Origin of the sequence: Psychromonas arctica DSM 14288 (assembly GCF_000482725.1) — a bacterium.
GTDB classification, from domain to species: Bacteria; Pseudomonadota; Gammaproteobacteria; order Enterobacterales; family Psychromonadaceae; genus Psychromonas; species Psychromonas arctica.
This window is the reverse complement of record NZ_AXWP01000025.1, coordinates 40645-61145: the sequence shown is the minus strand read 5'-3', so window position 1 is coordinate 61145 and position 20501 is coordinate 40645. Positions and strand designations below refer to the sequence as shown.

The window sequence follows — 20501 nt, the reverse complement described above, 5'->3', positions numbered from 1 at the left end:
TAATTTAAAATGCTGGACGAAAGTAGCAATTGCGATTAATGAGAAATATGAAGCAGAGAAAAATGAAGCTGAAAAAAATACTGCCGTTACTTCCATTACTGTTGAGTATGCCAAGCAGTGCAAACTCTTTGGAAGTGTTGCACTGGTGGACGGCTCCCGGTGAGTTTGAAGCACAGAAGGTGTTGAAGCAGGCATTAGCAAAGCAAGGCATAAGCTGGCAAGACTTTGCGATTGTAGGGTCCGGTGGGGGCAGTGCTATGCGAGTATTACAAATGCGTGCATTATCGGGGAATCCTCCAGATGCAGCACAAATCAAAGGCCCTGATATTGCCGAATGGGCAAAAATAGGCATGTTAAAAGAAGTTGATAATATTTTAAATAATAAATTGTGGGACAAAAATATTCCTGATGTGGTGAAGCAAACCATTACCTATCAAGGCCACTATATGGCACTGCCACTTAATATCCATCGCGTGAATTGGTTGTGGCTAAATAAGGCCATTTTTGATCAACTTAAGCTTTCTCCTCCTACTACATGGAGTGAGTTCTTTAGTGTTGCAGATAAGATTCAAGCGGCAGGTTATATTGCACTGTCTCACGGCGGTACAAGTTGGGAAGATAATTTATTATTTGAATCGGTTGCGTTGTCGATTTTAGGTGCAGAAAAATATAAACGTGCTTTTGTAGAGTTTGATGAAACGGTTCTCACTTCCTCTGACATGATCGATGCTTTTAAATTGTTTAAACGATTACATCAGTATGTCGATAAAAGTATGGTCGGTAAAGATTGGGAAATTGCGAGTAAAATGCTTACTGATAAAAAAGCGGGCATGTTATTTATGGGCGACTGGGCTAAAGGCTTATGGCATAGCTCTGGTAAGGTCGCTAATAAGGATTATTTGTGTGTGGATGTGCCTGAAAGCAAAAATTTGTTCAGTTACAATATTGACAGCTTTGTTTTCTTTAAAAAGCAACATCAGAATAGTGATAATTTAAATACGGAAATATTGGCTAATACTCTTCTCTCCGAACAATTACAGCATGACTTCAATATTGATAAAGGTTCTATTCCGGTGCGAACGGATATTGATATTAGTGATTTTGATGCCTGTAGCCATAAATCATTCAATGACTTTAAACAGTCCGCTTTAGTGCCTTCTTTTTCACAAAATATCGCCACTAGCAGTTTTTTACAAAGCGAAATGAGGAAAGTGATCAGTACTTATTTTAAGAGTGATAATCTCAGCGCAGAACAAGTGACTAAACAATTGGCGTTAGCCATTAGAGCGGTTAATAAAAAGTAAAATAGGCTGACTAAGCCGGTTATCATTCAAAATGCAAAAATAAGTAAGTCGAGAGGCGAGCAGGTTTAAGCATCAGATTGGATATATAACAGAGTAAATCGTAATTTTTATTCCAATCTATAACGACAACCAATAAAAGTTAACTTGTTCCCCTGAGTGCCGCTAACTCGAAAATCCGTGTTTACACAATAAGACCAATTCCGTTAATTTAATAATCAAATATTACACAGGAAAAAAGGAGCTAGTTTAAGGCATAAATTGCCGTAAATACTTGTTCTCTTTATACAAATTTTAACGCGAAAATAATTCCTTTTAACCAGTAAGATTGAACAGTTAGTTAGCGGACTTGGTATCATATAGCGTTGTAGCTTTCGATAAAGGTGTTCGGTAATCAATTAATCGCGCAGGAAAGGTCGTTATGTTAAGCATTGTCTAAATGTCCGAGTTAACCATTTAATAATGCATATTGATTGAAAACGATATAGATAAAACCAACAGACAAAAAAATAGGCATCTCAGAGATACCTATTTTATATTGAGTAGAAAGCTGTGTATTAAAGCGTTACTTAGCTAAGTAAGCTTCCATATCTGTTTTTAAGTTATCTGACTTAGTACCAAAGATAGCTTGTACGCCATTACCTGAAACAACTACGCCAGCAGCACCTAGTTTTTTAAGACCAGCTTGGTCAACAAGTGCAATATCAGCAACACTGATACGTAAACGTGTGATACATGCATCTAAGTTAGCGATGTTTGCTTTGCCACCAAATGCAGTGACTAACGCGGCAGACATCTCTTCATTATTTAATTTAGCAGTTGAAGCTTGCTCTTCATCTTCACGACCTGGTGTTTTTAAGTTAAGAGCACGAATTACGATGCGGAATAAAGAGTAATAAACAGCTGCGTAGATAAGGCCAATAACAACAAAGTAGACAAGTTTTTGTGAGTTAGCAGAAAGTACCAAGAAATCGATTAAACCATGTGAGAATGAAGTACCGTGAACCATACCTAACAGGTTAGTTACAACAAACGCTGAACCGGCTAGTAATGCATGAATTGCATATAATACAGGTGCAACGAACATGAATGAGAATTCAATTGGTTCAGTGATACCTGTTAAAAATGAGGTTAACGCAGCAGATACCATGATACCCATTACTTTTGCACGATTTTCTGGTTTTGCAGAGTGTGCAATAGCAATAGCAGCGGCTGGTAAACCAAACATTTTAAACATGTAACCGCCAGCTAACTGACCAAAACCATTACCAGCAGCACGTGAAGCATCATCTGCAGATAAGTAACAAGTTAAAATACCGTTTAATTGCTCGCCGTTTGCATTAACACATGAACCTGCTTCGAAGAAGAAAGGTACATTCCAGATATGGTGTAAACCAAATGGAATTAATGAACGTTCAACCGCACCGTAGATACCAAAAGCTAACGTTGGGTTTTGATTTGCAGCCCAGTGAGAGAATGAAGCAATACCTGCGCCAATTGGAGGCCAGATAATTGATAAAATAGCACCCATGATAATTGCCACAAAACCGGTCATAATCGGTACGGCACGTTTACCGGCAAAGAAACCTAAGTAATCAGGTAATGTGATGTTGAAGAAACGATTATACATCGCAGCAGCAATACCACCTGCAATGATACCACCTAATACACCTGTGTTAGCGCCTGGTGCTAATGTTTCAATAGTTTGCATCATGATGTAGTAACCAACTGCAGCAGCAAGACCGGCTACACCATCATTTTTAGTAAAACCAAGTGCTACACCAATAGCAAATAGTAACGCCATGTTACCAAACACAGCACCGCCGGCTTGTTCCATTAATTGTGATACAACATCAGGTAAGATACTAAATTTAGCAGCACCTACACCCAATAAAATACCTGCGATAGGTAAGACTGATACAGGAAGCATTAAAGACTTCCCTACTTTTTGTAAATTCCCAAATATATTCATAGATTTCTCCAAGGTGGTTAAGTTTTAATAAAATATCTGTAGCGATATTTGATGGCTGGAGTGTAACGATCGAAATGCTAAAAAAATGTGCAAATGATCACATAAAATAAGAAGTTACGTTTACTTACATTGTAGATAGTGCTGTTGCAATATGTTACAAATTAAAATTTGAAACTGTTTTTTTTATAGTCTAGGCATATCGTGGATTAATGGTATTTGATACAAGGTTTATAGGAAAATTGTTTTTGAAGAAGGTGGTTAGGGTAAGAGAGGGGGCTCCATTTTAGTTCATTATTGATAGGCTAAATTATTGATAGGTTAAATTGTAGAGTTATAGATTATAGGCGATAAAGAATAAATAAGGCTCTAAATATTGCCCGTTTAGGTGCTAAATTGACTAAACGGGAAATTGATGTTTTTAAAGCCCTTTGATTCAGATTATAAGTGCATAACTATTTTATTCTAGTCATGGGTAGTTAGCTAAGTTAGCCTCTCACTACCATTACACGGAACTTTCTGCCTTTTAGTTTGCCTTCGCTGAGTTTTTTAAACGCAACTTTTAGCAATGCTCGATTGACGGCAACATAAGACCAGTTATCGGCAACATAGATTTTACCTACTTGTTGTCCGGTAATACCATCCTGACCAGTTAATGCGCCCACGATATCACCTGGACGAATTTTTTGTTTTTTTCCACCTTCAATACGAATTGTGATCATCTCCGATGGGGGAGGTGTTACTTCAAGTAAAGAGGCATCCGGTAGCGGACTAGCACTGATATTACGATCTAGAATATCTTCTAATAATTTAATACGATAATCATCTTTAGTGCTAAAGAAAGTAAAGGCTAATCCTTTACTACCCGCACGACCGGTGCGGCCAATACGGTGAACATGTACTTCTTGGTCATGGGCGACATGGAAGTTGAACACTGCACTTAAATTATCAATATCCAAACCTCGCGCTGCAACATCCGTTGCAACTAAAATGCGCGCACTTTTGTTGGCAAAGCGAATTAATGCTTGATCACGATCTTTCTGTTCTAAATCACCATGTAATGCGATGGCACTGTAACCTCGGTTTGCTAGTTCTTCAGCAACTTCAGTAACTTCTCGCTTTGTATTACAAAATACGACACTAGATTCAGGTTGGTGGCTATTCAATAACAAACGTAACGCGATCATTCTTTCTTGATTATTTTGTACCGAGTAAAATGTTTGCTCAATGATATTATTATCGTGTGTTGTGGCGACGGTGACTTGTTTTGGTGCATTCATAATACGCTGTGCAATTTTTTGTATCTGCTCAGGGTAAGTCGCACTAAATAGAAGTGTTTGGCGTTGTTTTGGACTGTGCTCTATGATGCTATCAATGGCATCTTGAAAGCCCATTTCTAACATTCTATCTGCTTCATCAAGGACTAATACGCTGACATGTTCAAGGTTTAAAGAACCTCTACTTAAATGATCTTGAAGTCGACCTGGTGTGCCTACAATAATATGAGCGCCATGCTCTAAAGAAGCGGCCTGTGGACTCAGTGGTGTACCACCACATAGTGTCATTACTTTAATGTTATGGATAGATCTTGCAAGTTTTCTAATATCCGTCGCTACTTGATCTGCTAATTCACGAGTGGGACACACAACTAATGACTGGATCCTAAATTGTTTTACGTTTAAGCGATGTAAAATACCTAACGTAAACGCAGCTGTTTTACCTGAGCCCGTTTTACCCTGCGCAATTACATCTTCTCCATTTAGAATTAATGGTAAAGATTGAGCCTGTATTTCAGTCATCTTTTGGTAGTTTAAAGAATCTAAATTGCTTAAGAGGCTTTCTGATAGTGGCAAGGATGCAAAAGAGGTTTCACTCACGATAATAATTTCCTGATAGGGTAATGTTAATGATCGCTACCATAACAGTTTGTCTGCTTGGTCACAAAATAATGTTGTAAAAATAAGCCACTAAAATACCACAATAACCAGTAAACGTTTTTTAAAAGTGTTAAAAAAATATAATTTTAAAAAACGTAAGCAAATGGGTTATTGATAATAATAAGGATCAATGTGGTCGTTGAAAAGGTAACAACCGCTGTTTATAACAGGCTAGTAACAGCAATAAAAATAAACTCCAATATTGTAAGCTGCCTCCGCCGCCTGAGCTTTTTGAAACAGAAGTATTAGTAAAAACCAAAGTAGGTGCGGTGATATCATTATTATCTATTTCACCTGTTTTTTGAAAACGTAAATTGTGGATAAATGCTTTATCAGATCCACTGTTAACACTGCTATCTTTTGAATACATCCAAGTAACAAGGTTAGTTGTGCCTGACAATGAGTAGGTTTTCGCGGAAAATTGTTGATCACCTGAAATCCTATCCATTTCAATCCCATTAATCAGTAAGGTTAATGCATCGTAGCCATATTCAGAACTGATTGCCCAATTAAAATGTAAATTTCCTTGGCCTGAGATAATAGCAACAAATTGAGTTTGTTGATTAGCGTTGATAGTGGGTGAGGTTAAATAGTTATCATCACTGGCGACTACCCAAGGTGTCGAGTCTGATTGATACCACCTTACTTGATCATTATTAGGGAGTGATACTGCATCGGCACTGACTTTATGCATTGCGATCGCCGTTAATGATATCGGTGAATGAGCGATGCTGCTTACGCCTGTATCAATCTCAATACTGCTTAAATCTTCACTATCATAGGAACTGCTATTAGGGCTATAGGTTAAGTTTAGTATGCAGGTCGCTTGTGTTACTAAATTGCCACAATTGTTGCTTTCTAATTCAAACCGCGTGTCGTTTGTGAGGGAGAAGATAGGAGCAATCAATTGTGTTGACTGGTTTTGTATCAATATTTCAAAGGTATTGCTTTCATCAATATCAGCCACGAAATAGTGGGTATCAGTGAGTGCTGTAATACCTGCGATGCTCGCCTCTATCCAATCTTGGTAGTGAGATACTTTAGTATAAATACCTGCTGTTTGAGGTTGAGCGCATCCTTGACCAAAACTGACAATACCAATCTGTTGTTGTATTGCTGCGGTGGCCGATTCAACTAATAACGGCCCGCCGCTATCACCTTGGCAAGAGTCTGAACCACCATTGATAACATCCCCAGCACAGATCATGTTATCTGTGGTATTTGGCATCACATCTTTACAATTTTGTGAAGATAAAAGTGGCAGTGTTACCTGTCTCAGAATACTTGGGTAGCTTACTGGTATATCTTGATCATCGCTTGAAGAGGCATAGGCCGCAGTAGAGCCCCAGCCGATAGCAGTAGCAATGATATTATCAACACTAATTGATTGTGCTGTTTCTATGCTCGATAAACGGCTAACCGTTTCCTGTGTTAGCGTTTCAGATAGTTTTAATAAAGCGATATCATTGTTAAATGTTTTTTCATCAAAACCAGGGTGCATGATAATTTTATTTATAGTAGTGGAGGTGCTACTAGGGTTGGAAGATAAATTGTATTCACCCACGGTGGCGATGATCTTATTTGCTGTTAGATCAACGACACAATGTGCAGCGGTCAGTACCCATTGTTTACTGATTAAGGTACCCGCACAAAAATGTTGTTTATTTGATTGGTATTTTAAACTAACCATCCAAGGGTAATCCGACTGATCTGAGACCTGATCTCCACCGACGATTCGACTAGATATTTGAGACTCATCAGCCAAGACATAAAAGGATGGCAATAATAAAAAGCAAAGGCTAATAAGTTGATACAATTTGTTTTTTTTCATTTTATCTCTGTCCATGTTAAAGCAATAAAATCCTGTAAAGTGTAGGTAAATTACTTCAGTATATAATATTGTTATGGCTCTTTATTCGTCGAATGTAGTCTCAAAACTTCATTATATTAATAACTGTATAATTAATATTTTTATAGGATGGGAGCGTCGTAGTGATGTGGTTGGTCGCTATAAACACACACATTATGAGCTTCAACCAAGCCCGTTGCATCCACACATTGTTGCTGAAAAAACTCAAGGATCTCTTGACGTTGGCAATGAGCTTCAAAGGCTGCTCTATTTGCCCAAATTTCATTAAAAACGAGTGAAAAGCTGTTGCCCGAAGCAAATTCGTTTTCTATTTTTCTGGTCACGATATATTGTAAACACCCATCTTCTCTTAGTGTATTTGGCTCAAGAGACTGTAATATTTTAAATAGTGCTTCTTCTTTGCCGGGTTTGGCTTTAAACATGGCGATACAATAAATTTTTTCTGACATGGGTTATCCCGCTTCAATTCAAGTAATAGGTTAATTAAAACGATATTACTGATTAGCCCTTTAATTAACAACTTTATAGCAAGACTAATTAATAAAAAAGCACCTAGCTATTTCTTTAGGAGTGTTTTTTGTACACAATGCTTTTATTTAACGAGTAGCTAGGACAAGAAAAAAGGACAAGACAAAATACATTAAGTTAACTTAAGGTAACTTAATGTAATGTTGGCGTCAGCATGTGTAGCGAATAGTCATCAATATAGAAAGACTGCAAATTAATGACACTTGCCTGACAAGAATCCTTAATTTGCCGTGATGGCCTTACGGATTTATGATTCGATGCGTCTATGACCCGAAACATCTATGACTCGGTACTTCTATGGCCCAATCCAGTAATAGAGTCGGTTCATTTAGATAAGCAAAAAAAGATTTGATAAATGCTTAGTCAAGGTAATAGGTAAGTTCTATTAAACTGATTCTTTAACCGGCTCAACTGTTAGTAAACCCACTTCCATTTTTACGATACTCACTTCTGTACCAGCAGTTAGAGGCTGTTTTGCTTTAACTTGCCAATCAATCCCAGAGTAACGGTGGGTGATTGTTTTCCCTAGGGCTAAATCTTCAGATAAAGTAAATTGATGACCTATCATGTCATTGTTAGCTTGATTTAATGTTACATTATTTTGCATACGTTTCATCGGCTTCCAACTGATCACCGCTACAATACTAGAGATAATGGCGATTGCTAACAGTGCACTCAACATCGTTTCCGATAGCATCCCTAGCAGCATCAATAAACCCGTAATTATTGTACCAATACCAAGGAAAAAGAGTACAAAGGTTGAGAAACCTAATACTAGTACTTCGGTCGCCAACATGATTAATCCTAATACGATTAATATCTCTGGCAGGTGAGAAAGTAAGTAGTCCATAATTAGCCTTTATTTAAGCTATTAATAATAGTCATAGCTTGTGCAACCATTGATGCTGCATCATTACCACTATCCGGTAATAACACAACAGATGATTCTTTTGCGATTGCTGCTTTTGCTTCAATTGCTTTAGTCGCTAAGTCGAGTTGAATCGCCTTTTGACCTTCCACTGTATTAGCTGCTTCACCGACCATGCGTAATGATTCTGCTTGCGCTTTTGCAACGGCAATAATTGCTTGTGCTTCACCTTGAGCTCTTAATACTTGCTCTTCTTTTTCCGCTTCAGCATTTAAAACCACAGAACGCTTTTTACCTTCGGCAACGTTAATAGCCGCTTGGCGATCACCCTCAGATTCTAAAATTTGAGCACGTTTAATACGTTCTGCTTTCATCTGTGTTTCCATCGCTTCCATTACTGTTTGCGGTGGTACAATATCTTTTATCTCATAACGTAAAACTTGTATGCCCCATGGGCCAGATGCCTCATTAATAGCTGCAACTATGTTGGTATTGAGTACATCACGCTCTTCAAAGGTTTTATCTAATTCCATTTTACCTAATTCAGAACGCATAGTTGTTTGTGATAATTGTGTCACTGCAAACACATAATCATCTACGCCGTAACTGGCCTTCACCGGATCTAACACTCTGAAATACAAAACTCCATCGACACTAAGTGAAATGTTATCCCGAGTGATCGCACTTTGACTCGGTACATCGACAGCTTGTTCTTTTAACGATCTATCAGCACCAATACGATCTATAAACGGAATAATAAAATTAAGGCCTGCTTCTCGAGTTGATTGGTATTTACCAAATCTTTCAATCATGTAAGCTCGATTTTGCGGAACAAAAATGATTGATGACTTTAAAATAACGATCACTAACACAAGAATAAAAATTTCTATTCTTAAAAAGTACTCAAACAAAATATCCATAGTAAATCCCATTTTTAGAAATAAATCAGTTAACAATCAATAGTCTTAAAATAGCAGGTTGCTTGACACATTCATACACTATTTATACCAATTTCGTTAATTTAATGATCAAATGTTACGCAGGAAAAAGGAGCTAGTTTAAGGCAAAAGTTGCCATAAATGGTTGTTCCCTTTACAAAAATTTTAACGCGAAAATAGTTCCTTTTAACCTGTAAGATCGATCAGTTAGTCGAGTTGGTATTACATAGACATACGACATAATGGATTGTATTGGTTGGTTTAGTATTGAAGACGATCACGTTTTTAAGGAAAGGATGATTTTTGAAAATTATTTATTGAGGTATCGCAAAATCTTTTATTGCAGTGTAAAGAGAAGCCGGTTTTAAAACCGGCTTCTTATCGAGGAGTTTACCGAATACCCTCAATTACTTAAAAGGGGAATGGTTTTCCTAAGGTAGATTTAGTGTAGACCTACATTGTTAGATTAGAATCGACATTAAAGTTATGCGCGACCCATAAATTTCTTCTCAGTAGTGTTTACACGTATTTTGTCGCCAGTTGAAATATGCTCAGGCACTTGTACGGTTAAACCAGTAGATAAAATAGCTGGTTTAGTACGTGCAGTCGCTGAACCGCCTTTGATTGATGGGTCTGTTTCTACAATAGTTAAATCGACACTGGCTGGTAATTCAACACCAACGGGTGAGCCATCAACAATAACGACTTGTAGACCCTGTGTATTTTCATCAATAAATAAAACTTCATCAGCGATGCTTTCTTTATTTAAGTTGTATGGCGTGTAGTCTTCGTTGTCCATGAATACTAGCTCATCACCATCAAGGTATGAAAACATAACATTACGACGAATTAAGTCAGCCAGTGTTAACATATCGCTGTCTTTAAAGGTTTCGTCGGTTTTTGCGCCGGATACTACATCGTACATACGCATGCGATATAAACTACCACCTGCACGGCCCTGAGGTACTGAGCGTTCAATGTCTTTGATAATGTAAACACTGTTGTTAAATTCAACAGCTGTATTTTTTTTGATATCACTTGCCTTAGGCATATTATATTTCCTTTATGTAGTGCTTATATACATCGTGCAGGTTTAGGTAAACCGGCAATTTTAGTCGCTTGTTTTGCTGGCCCGTCTGGGAATAATCGGTATAAATAACGGCTATTTATTTTCTCCGCGCCATACTTGTTTTGCATCGCCTTTACTAATGCGCGTATTGCCGGAGAGGTATTAAACTGCTCATAAAAATCGCGTACAAAATAGATAACTTGCCAATGCTCGTCGGTCATGGTGATGTTTTCTAAATCAGCGATAGCAGCCGCGAGAGATACATCCCAACCCTTAGCATCAAGTAGGTAACCCTGCGCATCTGTTGCTATTTCTTGACCGTTAAATATCAAGTTTAATTCCTCTAACTAATGAACGCTTAATGGGTGCAAAATTCTATATCAAAAATATTCAGTTGCCTATTCAAAAATATTAATCTGAGACTTTACTTTCAATTTGTTGCAGTAGTACTTGAATATCCATGGCGGTAAAAGCAATTAAACGTAATTGTTCAACGATTAATTTGGATTCATCTGATAAACCTTGTTTATAAGATTCAAAAGATTCAATCTCAATTTTATCAATTGCTGTCTGTTTTAGCTCCGGCCGGTAGGTATATAAAATTTGTTCTGCGGTGCTATCAAAAAGACGCTGTAATATTGCTAAATCTTGATGAGTCTCTATTTTATGACGATGTGAAGAGAGTGCTGCCATATAGCAGTTGAGCGCATCACAACGGTTTACTAGTCCATACATTTCTTGTTTAAGGTGCTGTTTTGAACTTGGTTCAAATAACATACTTTGCCAAGCAGTGGTTAAACCTGCATCCGCTTTAAAAGAAGCAAAACGGGTTTGTCTGAAAACCATACTTTCACTACGACCAAACTGGTACTGCTGAGCGATTTGCTTGAAATAACGACTGCTATTGAGCAATAAACCATTGACCATTGCGGGAAAACGTTTGAACTGCCAATCAGGATAAATAACGCTGATCGCTATTGCACTCAACACACAGCCTATGATGGTTTCATAAATTCGCTCATATAAGACATCGACTCCGGAATGTGCGAGTAAATTAGTTAAGAACATCACGAATAAAGTGATAAAAATAACGGCTAAACCGTAGTTTGTTCTGACGTAATTAATGAATAAAAAGGCAGATAAAATCATTAATACAATTTGTACGGGAATATTCTCGATCAATATGAACGCCGGGAAACACATTAAAATACCGAGTAGGGTGCCAAAACTCCTTAACACTAAACGTTTACGAGTCTCGCTAAAACTAGGCTGGCAAACAAACAGCACCGTCGATAAAATCCAGAAGCCGTTATGAAGTTGGAATTGAACTTGAATTAAATAGGCAAATACCAGCGATAAACTGATCCGTACCGCATGCTTATATACGCCGGTTTTTTGTAGGTATGCATCGTGAATGCTTTTCCAGAATGAGTTTTTAAGTTGTGGCTCATTATCAACGATAATCGGGTCGCTATGTCCTGATTTATGAAGCTTATGAATATCTTCCAAAGAAACGAGCAAGCAATCTATCCCTTCGAGGTTGTCGTAGATAGCTTGTAAAGCTTGCATTGCCTCTTGATTATTATCAAATAATTGCAGTTTTTGCTTTAATAAATAAAGTTGATCTGAAAGGGCGTGAATAGTCCACTTCAAACGTCTTGAGTGTTGGTATTGTTTTTTATCATTGATACTGGCACCCAGCATATGACAATCATCGCTGAGTTGTAAAAATAGTTGGTGAAAGCCTTCTAGAATTTGACTGCGACCAAAGGTATGCTCTAGTTGGCTATATAAGTATTGGCTAGCGCTAATACGTTCATGTATTTGCTCCGCGACCAAATAGTATTGATTTAATAAACTCAATTCGCGCTGGTGGTTATTTGCTCGGTATTGACCTCGAATCATATCCCGTGATGATTCTAATCGCACCATTATACTGATATTCAGTTGGGCTAATTTTTGTCGTGTTTCAGTGATGGCTTTTCGTGAATTACCTTTTTGAGCATCAAAGAGGTCTGATTTTTGATGTTGATAACGGCTGATGGCATAAAATAGTTGTGCCAGTTGTTCCCGAATAGTGCGGTTAGGGCTAAAATGGGACCAAAAAATAGCAAATAATCCATACCATAATACGCCTATGGCTAATAACAATGGTTGTTCAAACCAAGCAACGTTATCTCGATGTCCTATCATGGTATAGATAGCAATTAAAATGGCACCAAAGCCAATTTTACTATAATGCATACCTAAACTTGCCAACATCATAAATGCAAAGGAAGATGTGCCTAAACCAATGGCAAAAAAAAGTGGGTAGGGCAGTAACAGTTCCACACTGGATGCGGCGATAAAAAAACAGGCTATGACGGTTGCAATGAACTTTTGTCTGTCTTTAGTATTTTCATCTACCTCTACAATCGCTGAAGCCATTACCCCTAAACATAGTGACAATGAAATGGCTAAATTGGATTGTTCAAATAAACCAATATCGAGATCAAATATAGCAGGGATAAAAGTACAGGTCATTGCAATCACGACTCTAAAACCAGAGTGGGCATTGGAGTCGGAAATTAAGCGTCTAACCATCAACGTTAAAGGGTTTTGCATAGATGACTTCTCATGGTTTCAATACTCAAGAATGTAAAGATAGATGCTGTTATTCACATAACTCGGAGCAACATATTATTGAATACTTATATTAATATCAGCCTATTTTTCAAGTAACTTACTGCGTTAAATAAAAAACCAACTAATTTTGATTTAAAGTCAGGATATTACCTTAAAACCCTAACGCTAAGTTACTAAATTTTGTATCTTTGATGTGACATTTTAAGTGACTTTTGCGACAATAGCGTGGAATTTTTTTAACTAAAAAGAGTAATGTTTGATGTCCGCACAAATCATTGATGGAAAAGCGATTGCCGCTGCAATTACCGATAAGGTAACTGCGGGTGTAAATAAACGGAAAGAAAAAGGGTTACGCGTACCTGGACTTGCCGTTATATTGGTAGGGGGCGATCCTGCTTCACAAATATATGTACAAAGTAAGCGCCGTACCTGTGAAAAAGTAGGGTTTGCTTCGAAAGCTTATGATTTACCAGAATCAACTTCTCAAGAGACATTATTAGCATTAATTGACGAATTGAATGACGATAAGACCATTGATGGTATTTTAGTGCAATTTCCATTGTCTGATGGGTTAGATGAAACATCGGTGATAGAGCGTATTACTCCAAGCAAAGACGTAGATGGGTTTCATCCTTACAATGTTGGCCGTTTAGCACAACGTATCCCCTTATTAAGATCGTGTACTCCGCGTGGCATGATCTCTATGATTGAAGCAATTGGTGTTGATATTCGTGGTATGCACGCTGTAGTTGTTGGTGCCTCAAACATAGTGGGGCGTCCGATGACGTTAGAGCTTTTATTAGCGGGATGTACTACCACCACTTGTCATCGTTTTACTAGGGATCTTGAGTACCATGTTCGTCAAGCTGAAGTCTTAGTGGTTGCACGTGGACAAGCCAACTTTATTCCCGGTGCATGGGTAAAAGAAGGTGCAATTGTATTAGATGTAGGTATTAATCGTTTAGAAAATGGTAAAATAACCGGTGATGTAGAGTTTGATGTAGCGAAAGAAAGAGCGGCATGGATATCACCAGTACCAGGTGGTGTAGGGCCAATGACAGTAGCAACATTAATTGAAAATACGTTGTTCGCTTGTAATGAATTTCACTCATAATTTGCGTGAATATTGTTAACTAATTTTTCTGTTTATCATTATTTTCATAAATAAAAAAAGACTGCAAATGCAGTCTTTTTTTGTACACTAGTTTGTAAAAGTTATTACAAGTTATCTAGGTATTTTTCAGCATCTAGTGCGGCCATACAACCTGTTCCTGCAGAAGTGATTGCTTGACGATAAATATGATCAGACACATCACCGGCGGCAAAAACACCTTCAATAGAAGTTTGAGTTGCATTACCCTCGCTACCTGTTTGTACTTTTAAGTAACCATGGTTCATGTCTAATTGGCCTGCAAACATATCTGTATTCGGCTTATGACCAATGGCAATAAACACACCCATTACTGCCAGTTCTTCTGTTTTGTCTGATAATGTATCTTTTAAACGTAATCCTGTTACGCCCATATCATCACCTAATACTTCATCTAAAGTGCGATCAGTATGTAAGATGATATTACCATTTTTAACTTTCTCATTTAATCGGTCCAAAAGAATTTTTTCAGAACGGAAACCAGTACGACGATGTATTAAATGCACTTCAGAGGCAATATTTGATAGATATAAGGCTTCTTCAACAGCCGTATTACCACCACCCACAACCGCTACTTTTTGGTTACGGTAAAAGAAACCATCACAGGTTGCACAAGCAGAGACACCGCGACCTTTAAATGCTTCTTCAGAGTCTAAGCCTAAATAACGAGCAGAAGCTCCCGTTGCAATGATCAACGCATCACAAGTGTAAGTGTCAGTATCGCCTTTTAATGTGAAAGGGCGTTTAGTTAATTCAACTTCGTTGATATGGTCAAAAATGATTTCCGTATCAAAACGTAAAGCATGTTCTTTCATACTTTCCATTAGACCAGGACCTGTCATATCCGCTGCGCCGCCCGGCCAATTTTCTACTTCAGTTGTTGTTGTTAATTGTCCACCTTGCTGCATACCCGTGATCATAACAGGGTTAAGGTTTGCACGTGCGGCATAAACTGCGGCCGTGTAACCTGCAGGGCCAGATCCTAGAATTAACAATTTTTTATGTATAGTTTCGCTCATATCGTTACCTTGAATAATAAAAAGATTAGCTAGTTGAATTTTTTAAACTGCGCTAATTAATAATTGATAAAGTTTATTAATACTAAACTTTTGAACTGACAATTTCAGTAAAAAAAAACGGATATCTCATCGAAATATCCGTTCTCATTGATAGGTAAAAACTACTAAATTATAAAGAAGTTTTTACCATTTCGCTACTTGCTCGGTTACTTGCGAATGAACTACCGGCTTGTTGTGAAGCTTTCACAATTACTTGGCGTTCAGTTGCAGCTACAATTTGAATCTCTTTAGTTAAATCTAAAGGCTCTGAAATTGTTTTAACCATTGCTGAAGTTGATTTACCCTTAGCGTTGCTGACGGTGCCGCGCAAACTTGAGGTCGATTGGTTGCTAACAACTTGTGCAACGTCTTCTACTTTATCCACAACAGGCACGATTTCAGTTTCAACTTCTTCAGCCTTAATTTCTTCTACCTTAACTTCAGCGACAGTTTGCTCAAGTTTAGTTGCTTCAACCTTAGTTTCATCAACGTTAGTTTCCTCAGCTTTAGGAGCTTCAACCTTTGCAGTTTCAACTTCTACAGTATCAACGTCATCGGTTTTTTCAACTACTGGCTGTTCGCTAGGCGTTGTTGCTAACTGCTCTGCTATTTCTGATTTAACAGCTGCAGATTTTTTTGCAATCGGTAAGATCTTTTCAGCGGCTGTTACAGGCACTTGTTGAATACTTTTTTGTAGTTGTTCAGCTTCCTGTTGAGGTGCTTGCTTATCCGCAATGTTATTAACATTTTCGGCAACAGGAACAGTGGCTTGTACTGAATTTTCTTCAACTGCTTGATCGTCTGATTCAGGGTAGCGACTGGTTACTGCTACTTCATCTGCATTCTCTTGGTTACGTTTGTTATTACGTTGTCCATTGTTGCGCAAGTAACGTGAGCGACGGCTAGGAATAGTAACAGGCGTATGAGCTTCTTGATTAGCTTGCTCTGAAGTTTCGTTCTCTTTTGAGTCTTTAGCATCATTAGCAGCAGGTGTTTCTGTTACTTGAGTTTGCTTAGTTTCTTCAGGAGATTTTTTAACCTTAGCTTTCGGTTTTTTCGTTTCTACTGCTGCTGGTTGATGATTTGTTTCAACTTTTGCATCAGCAATATCTGCGCTTTCTACCTTGTTGGTCTCGACCGTATTTTCAGGCTGTTGAACACGAACTTTTTTACGCATGTTACGGCGCTTACGGCGTGCGACGATAACTTCTTGGTTATTATCTTTGTCGTTGTTCTCTTGAACCGGTTTTGCTTCGCTTTCGTATTTTTTAGTCTGCTGTGTTGCTTTGCGATCTGGCGACTTACGATTGCTGCGGCGTTCAGTACTATTATCCGTTGTTTTATCGTTACGATCAGTGCGGTCGTTACGAGGGTTACGGGTACGATTCTGATTACCTTTAGTATTACGTGGGTTACGCGTATTACGAGGTTGCTCTTTTTTCTCTTCCGGTTGAGGAGACGTCTCTGGTTTTACTTCTGCTTCTTTTTTTGAATCATCACTGAAGAATTTTGCAATAGATTGCACTATTTTAGTGAATATAGAAGTCGTCGGAGCAACCACAGCTTGTGGAGCAACTTTAGTCTCAACAGCTGCAGTTTCTTTATTTGGCGCACTAAAGCCAGTTAATAAAGGTTCCTCAATTTCATTACTTTCTATCTGAGCGATATTAGGAATGTAGACTGTATGCTGCTTTTCAAGTGCATCGTAATTGATGTCTTCTTTACCGTCTTTACGCGTACGCTTCACTTCAAAATGAGGCGTAAGCAGATTTGCGTCAGGTATGATGTAAACTTCACAATTATGACGATTTTCGATTTTAGCAACTGATTTTCGTTTTTCATTTAACAAATAAGCAGCTACGGCAACCGGTACACGTGCCTGAATTTGAGCCGTATTTTCTTTAAGTCCTTCCTCTTCAATCAAACGTAGGATTGCAAGTGATAAAGAGTCATTATCACGAATTGTACCTTGGCCATGACAGCGTGGACAAACACGCGATGCAGATTCACCTAAAGAAGGACGAATACGTTGACGAGACATTTCCATTAGACCAAAACGTGAAATACGACCTAATTGAATTCGCGCTCTATCTTGACGTACAGATTCACGCATTCTGTTTTCAACTTCACGTTGATGGCGAGCAGGTGTCATATCGATGAAATCGATAACCACTAAACCACCCAGGTCACGTAAACGTAATTGACGAGCAATTTCTTCAGCGGCTTCTAAGTTGGTATTAAACGCCGTTTCTTCGATATCGCCACCACGTGTTGCACGCGCAGAGTTGATGTCGATAGAAGTTAGTGCTTCAGTTGGGTCAATAACAATTGAGCCACCAGAAGGTAAACGAACTTCACGTTGGAAAGCTGATTCAATTTGGCTTTCAACTTGGTAATGTGTAAAGAGAGGGATCTCACCTTGGTATAGTTTAAGGCGATTAACGTAATCAGGACGGATCATTTCAATATGATTTTTTGCTAATTCAAAAGTCTTAGCATGGTCAATCACAATCTCGCCAATATCACGGCGAAGATAATCACGAATAGAACGAACAATAACGTTGCTTTCACGATGGATTAAAAAAGGAGCTGCTTTAGTTTTAGAAGCTTGGTCGATGGCCTGCCAGTGATTAACCAGAACGTTTAAATCCCATTCTAATTCTTCAGCCGATTTACCTACGCCTGCAGTGCGGACAATCAAACCCATACCATTTGGTAATTTAAGGTCAGATAATGCTGCTTTTAATTCAGTACGCTCATCACCTTCTATGCGACGTGAAATTCCGCCAGCTCTAGGGTTATTTGGCATTAGAACTAAATAGCTACCTGCTAAACTAATAAAGGTAGTGAGTGCTGCACCTTTATTACCACGTTCTTCTTTTTCGATTTGAATAATAACTTCTTGGCCTTCTTTAATAACATCTTTGATGTTAGGGCGGCCTTTGAATGAATATCCTTCTGGAAAGTAGTTTCGAGCAATGTCTTTAAGTGGTAAAAAACCATGGCGGTCAGCGCCGTAGTCTACAAATGCTGCTTCTAAACTTGCTTCAACACGTGTGATTTTACCTTTATAAATGTTTGCTTTCTTTTGTTCGTGACCTGGACTTTCGATATCAAGATCGTACAGTTTTTGCCCGTCAACGAGGGCGACACGTAACTCTTCTGCTTGAGTTGCGTTGATTAACATTCTTTTCATTTGTGAACTCTTGTTTTATTTTTTTCGTTATTTTTATATGTACTAACTGTTTTTGCATGCTTGACCTCATGTCTGGTTATACAATCTCTCGACTGGAAGTATTCTGAGGTGCGTTACAAAGCGGATACAAAAAAGTGTTAAATCAAAAATAATTTAACACTGCAGCGTTACATTCTAATCATTTGATTTGCTTTCGTAAAATGCTATGCCTACTAGCGCTTTTAAAATCCTAAAATCACGAGGCATTAACTTTGTTATTGTCGCATTTATATCTACTTACAAGCAACAAAGTTTTTACATATTATGTGATTAGGCGTGATAAACTTAACGAATGGAACAGATAAATCACTCAGTACGCATTATTGACATTGCTCAAGAAAATGCACAACAACGTATCGATAACTTTCTTCGCTTACATCTTAAGGGCGTGCCTAAGAGCATGATCTATAGAATTGTACGCAAGGGAGAAGTTCGTGTTAATAAAAAACGCATCAAACCCGATTATAAACTACAGGTAGGCGATAGTGTTCGTATCCCACCAGTAAAAGTAGATCCGGAAAATGCGTTACCGTCCCCTAAGCTTAACAGTATTAAAAATCTAGAATCAGAGATTGTTTATGAAGATGAAGGTTTAATCATACTCAATAAACCTTCTGGCCTTGCGGTTCATGGTGGCAGTGGTCTAGATTTTGGTGCCATCGAAGGATTACGCGCCTTAAGACCTGATGCTCGCTTTTTAGAATTGGTGCACCGTTTGGATAAAGCAACTTCGGGTTGCTTATTAATCGCCAAAAAACGCAGTATGTTACGTGCGCTACACGAGCAGCTTCGTCAAAAAACAATGAAAAAACAGTACTTTGCTTTAGTTAAAGGGCAGTGGGATAAAAAAGACCGCCTAGTACGCGAGCCATTATTAAAAAATGCACAAGATTCAGTGGTCAAAGTTAGCCCACTGGGTAAAGCCTCAGAAACACATTTTAAAATTATTCAACGTTATGAAGGTGCAACCTTGGTTGAAGCCAGCCCGGTGACAGGAAGAACCCATCAAATACGCGTACATAGTGCATGTAAAGGTCATAATATTGCCTGTGATGAGCGCTATGGTGATAAACAGTTCGATAGTTTGATGAAAGATTTAGGGTTAAACAGACTCTTTTTACATGCGGCACATATTACTTTCTTTCACCCTGTGTTAGAAAAACGGATGACCGTGAGTGCGCCTCTTTGCCCGCGTTTAGAGGAATTATTAGGTAAATTACAGCGAAGCTAATATGAAACATCCATTAATTATTTTTGACTGGGATGGTACCTTAATGGATTCCATCGACAAAATAGTCTTGTGCATGCAACAAGCTGCAAAAAATCAGCAACAAATTGTACCTACTGAACAGGCAGTTAAGAATATTATTGGTTTAAGCTTACTAAAAGCAATGCAGCAGTTGTTTCCCTCGTTATTGTTAACACAGCAAGAATTCCTGGTTGAGGCTTATCGAGAGCAATATAATACAATGCATCATCTCGATACTCCTTTTTATCACGGAATCGCAGAATTATTAACTAACCTGAAAGCACAGGGGTATATTCTTGCGGTTGCGACGGGAAAGGGACGTAATGGCCTTAACCGCATGATGCAAAAGACAAATACTGAACATTTATTCGCAGCAACGATATGTGCCGATGAATCGAACTCAAAACCCGATCCTTTAATGATTCATTCATTATTAAAACAATTGGATTTCAGCCCTTCACAGGCATTAATGATAGGTGACTCGAGTTACGACTTAGATATGGCTGCTAATGCAGGTGTTAAAAGTTTAGGTGTGAGTTACGGTGTACATGGACGAGAAAAATTAATGTTATCTAATCCTGTTGCCGTTGTTGATTGTTTGGTATCGCAACTACATCGATATATTTAACCTCAATTCTAGATAATGAAAGTGTTCCTGTAGTTAAATTCATCTCGTTAAATTCATAACGTTATATTAATTACCA

At 38.2% G+C, this 20501-nt stretch carries 15 protein-coding genes; 4 read left to right on the top strand and 11 right to left on the bottom strand.

Features of this window, described 5'->3' with window-relative positions; translation table 11 throughout:
* Positions 1–62: 62 nt before the first annotated feature.
* The gene (locus H592_RS0103950) at positions 63–1304 is read left to right on the top strand and encodes an ABC transporter substrate-binding protein (protein WP_028867627.1); all 1242 of its coding nucleotides are present in this window, start codon (positions 63–65) and stop codon (positions 1302–1304) included.
* A 562-nt stretch (positions 1305–1866) separates the two neighbouring features.
* Here H592_RS0103950 and ptsG read toward each other — a convergent pair.
* From ptsG to H592_RS0103905, 9 genes are all read right to left on the bottom strand, one after another.
* Complete coding sequence (gene ptsG, locus H592_RS0103945) at positions 1867–3273, bottom strand: PTS glucose transporter subunit IIBC (protein WP_028867626.1); 1407 nt, start codon at positions 3271–3273, stop codon at positions 1867–1869.
* Positions 3274–3758: 485 nt separating this feature from the next.
* On the bottom strand, positions 3759–5147 hold the full coding sequence (gene dbpA, locus H592_RS0103940) for an ATP-dependent RNA helicase DbpA (RefSeq protein ID WP_028867625.1): 1389 nt from the start codon (positions 5145–5147) through the stop codon (positions 3759–3761).
* A gap of 187 nt (positions 5148–5334) precedes the next feature.
* Positions 5335–7038, bottom strand: coding sequence for a S1 family serine peptidase (locus tag H592_RS0103935; protein ID WP_028867624.1), 1704 nt, complete (start codon positions 7036–7038; stop codon positions 5335–5337).
* Between the two features lie 140 nt (positions 7039–7178).
* Positions 7179–7526: a putative quinol monooxygenase gene (locus H592_RS0103930; protein WP_028867623.1), complete on the bottom strand. Its 348-nt coding sequence runs from the start codon at positions 7524–7526 to the stop codon at positions 7179–7181.
* 464 nt (positions 7527–7990) lie between these two features.
* Positions 7991–8455: an NfeD family protein gene (locus H592_RS0103925; protein ID WP_028867622.1), complete on the bottom strand. Its 465-nt coding sequence runs from the start codon at positions 8453–8455 to the stop codon at positions 7991–7993.
* A 2-nt stretch (positions 8456–8457) separates the two neighbouring features.
* Positions 8458–9393: an SPFH domain-containing protein gene (locus H592_RS0103920; protein ID WP_028867621.1), complete on the bottom strand. Its 936-nt coding sequence runs from the start codon at positions 9391–9393 to the stop codon at positions 8458–8460.
* Between the two features lie 502 nt (positions 9394–9895).
* Positions 9896–10462 (bottom strand): elongation factor P-like protein EfpL, encoded by a 567-nt coding sequence (gene efpL, locus H592_RS0103915; RefSeq protein ID WP_028867620.1) that lies wholly within the window; start codon positions 10460–10462, stop codon positions 9896–9898.
* Positions 10463–10485: 23 nt separating this feature from the next.
* Positions 10486–10812: a TusE/DsrC/DsvC family sulfur relay protein gene (locus H592_RS0103910; protein ID WP_028867619.1), complete on the bottom strand. Its 327-nt coding sequence runs from the start codon at positions 10810–10812 to the stop codon at positions 10486–10488.
* A gap of 79 nt (positions 10813–10891) precedes the next feature.
* Complete coding sequence (locus H592_RS0103905) at positions 10892–13084, bottom strand: FUSC family membrane protein (RefSeq protein ID WP_028867618.1); 2193 nt, start codon at positions 13082–13084, stop codon at positions 10892–10894.
* Between the two features lie 280 nt (positions 13085–13364).
* Here H592_RS0103905 and folD point away from each other — a divergent pair, with 280 nt between their 5' ends.
* Positions 13365–14219 (top strand): bifunctional methylenetetrahydrofolate dehydrogenase/methenyltetrahydrofolate cyclohydrolase FolD, encoded by an 855-nt coding sequence (gene folD, locus H592_RS0103900; RefSeq protein ID WP_028867617.1) that lies wholly within the window; start codon positions 13365–13367, stop codon positions 14217–14219.
* Between the two features lie 104 nt (positions 14220–14323).
* Here the strand turns inward: folD and trxB are convergent, their stop codons facing one another.
* Positions 14324–15274, bottom strand: coding sequence for a thioredoxin-disulfide reductase (gene trxB, locus H592_RS0103895; RefSeq protein ID WP_028867616.1), 951 nt, complete (start codon positions 15272–15274; stop codon positions 14324–14326).
* 169 nt (positions 15275–15443) lie between these two features.
* Positions 15444–18509, bottom strand: coding sequence for a ribonuclease E (gene rne / locus H592_RS0103890; RefSeq protein WP_028867615.1), 3066 nt, complete (start codon positions 18507–18509; stop codon positions 15444–15446).
* Between the two features lie 331 nt (positions 18510–18840).
* Between rne and rluC the strand changes: the two genes are divergently transcribed.
* Positions 18841–19779, top strand: a complete 939-nt coding sequence (gene rluC, locus H592_RS0103885; protein ID WP_028867614.1) for a 23S rRNA pseudouridine(955/2504/2580) synthase RluC — start codon at positions 18841–18843, stop codon at positions 19777–19779.
* A 1-nt stretch (position 19780) separates the two neighbouring features.
* On the top strand, positions 19781–20425 hold the full coding sequence (locus H592_RS0103880; RefSeq protein ID WP_028867613.1) for an HAD-IA family hydrolase: 645 nt from the start codon (positions 19781–19783) through the stop codon (positions 20423–20425).
* The last annotated feature ends 76 nt before the right edge of the window (positions 20426–20501 follow it).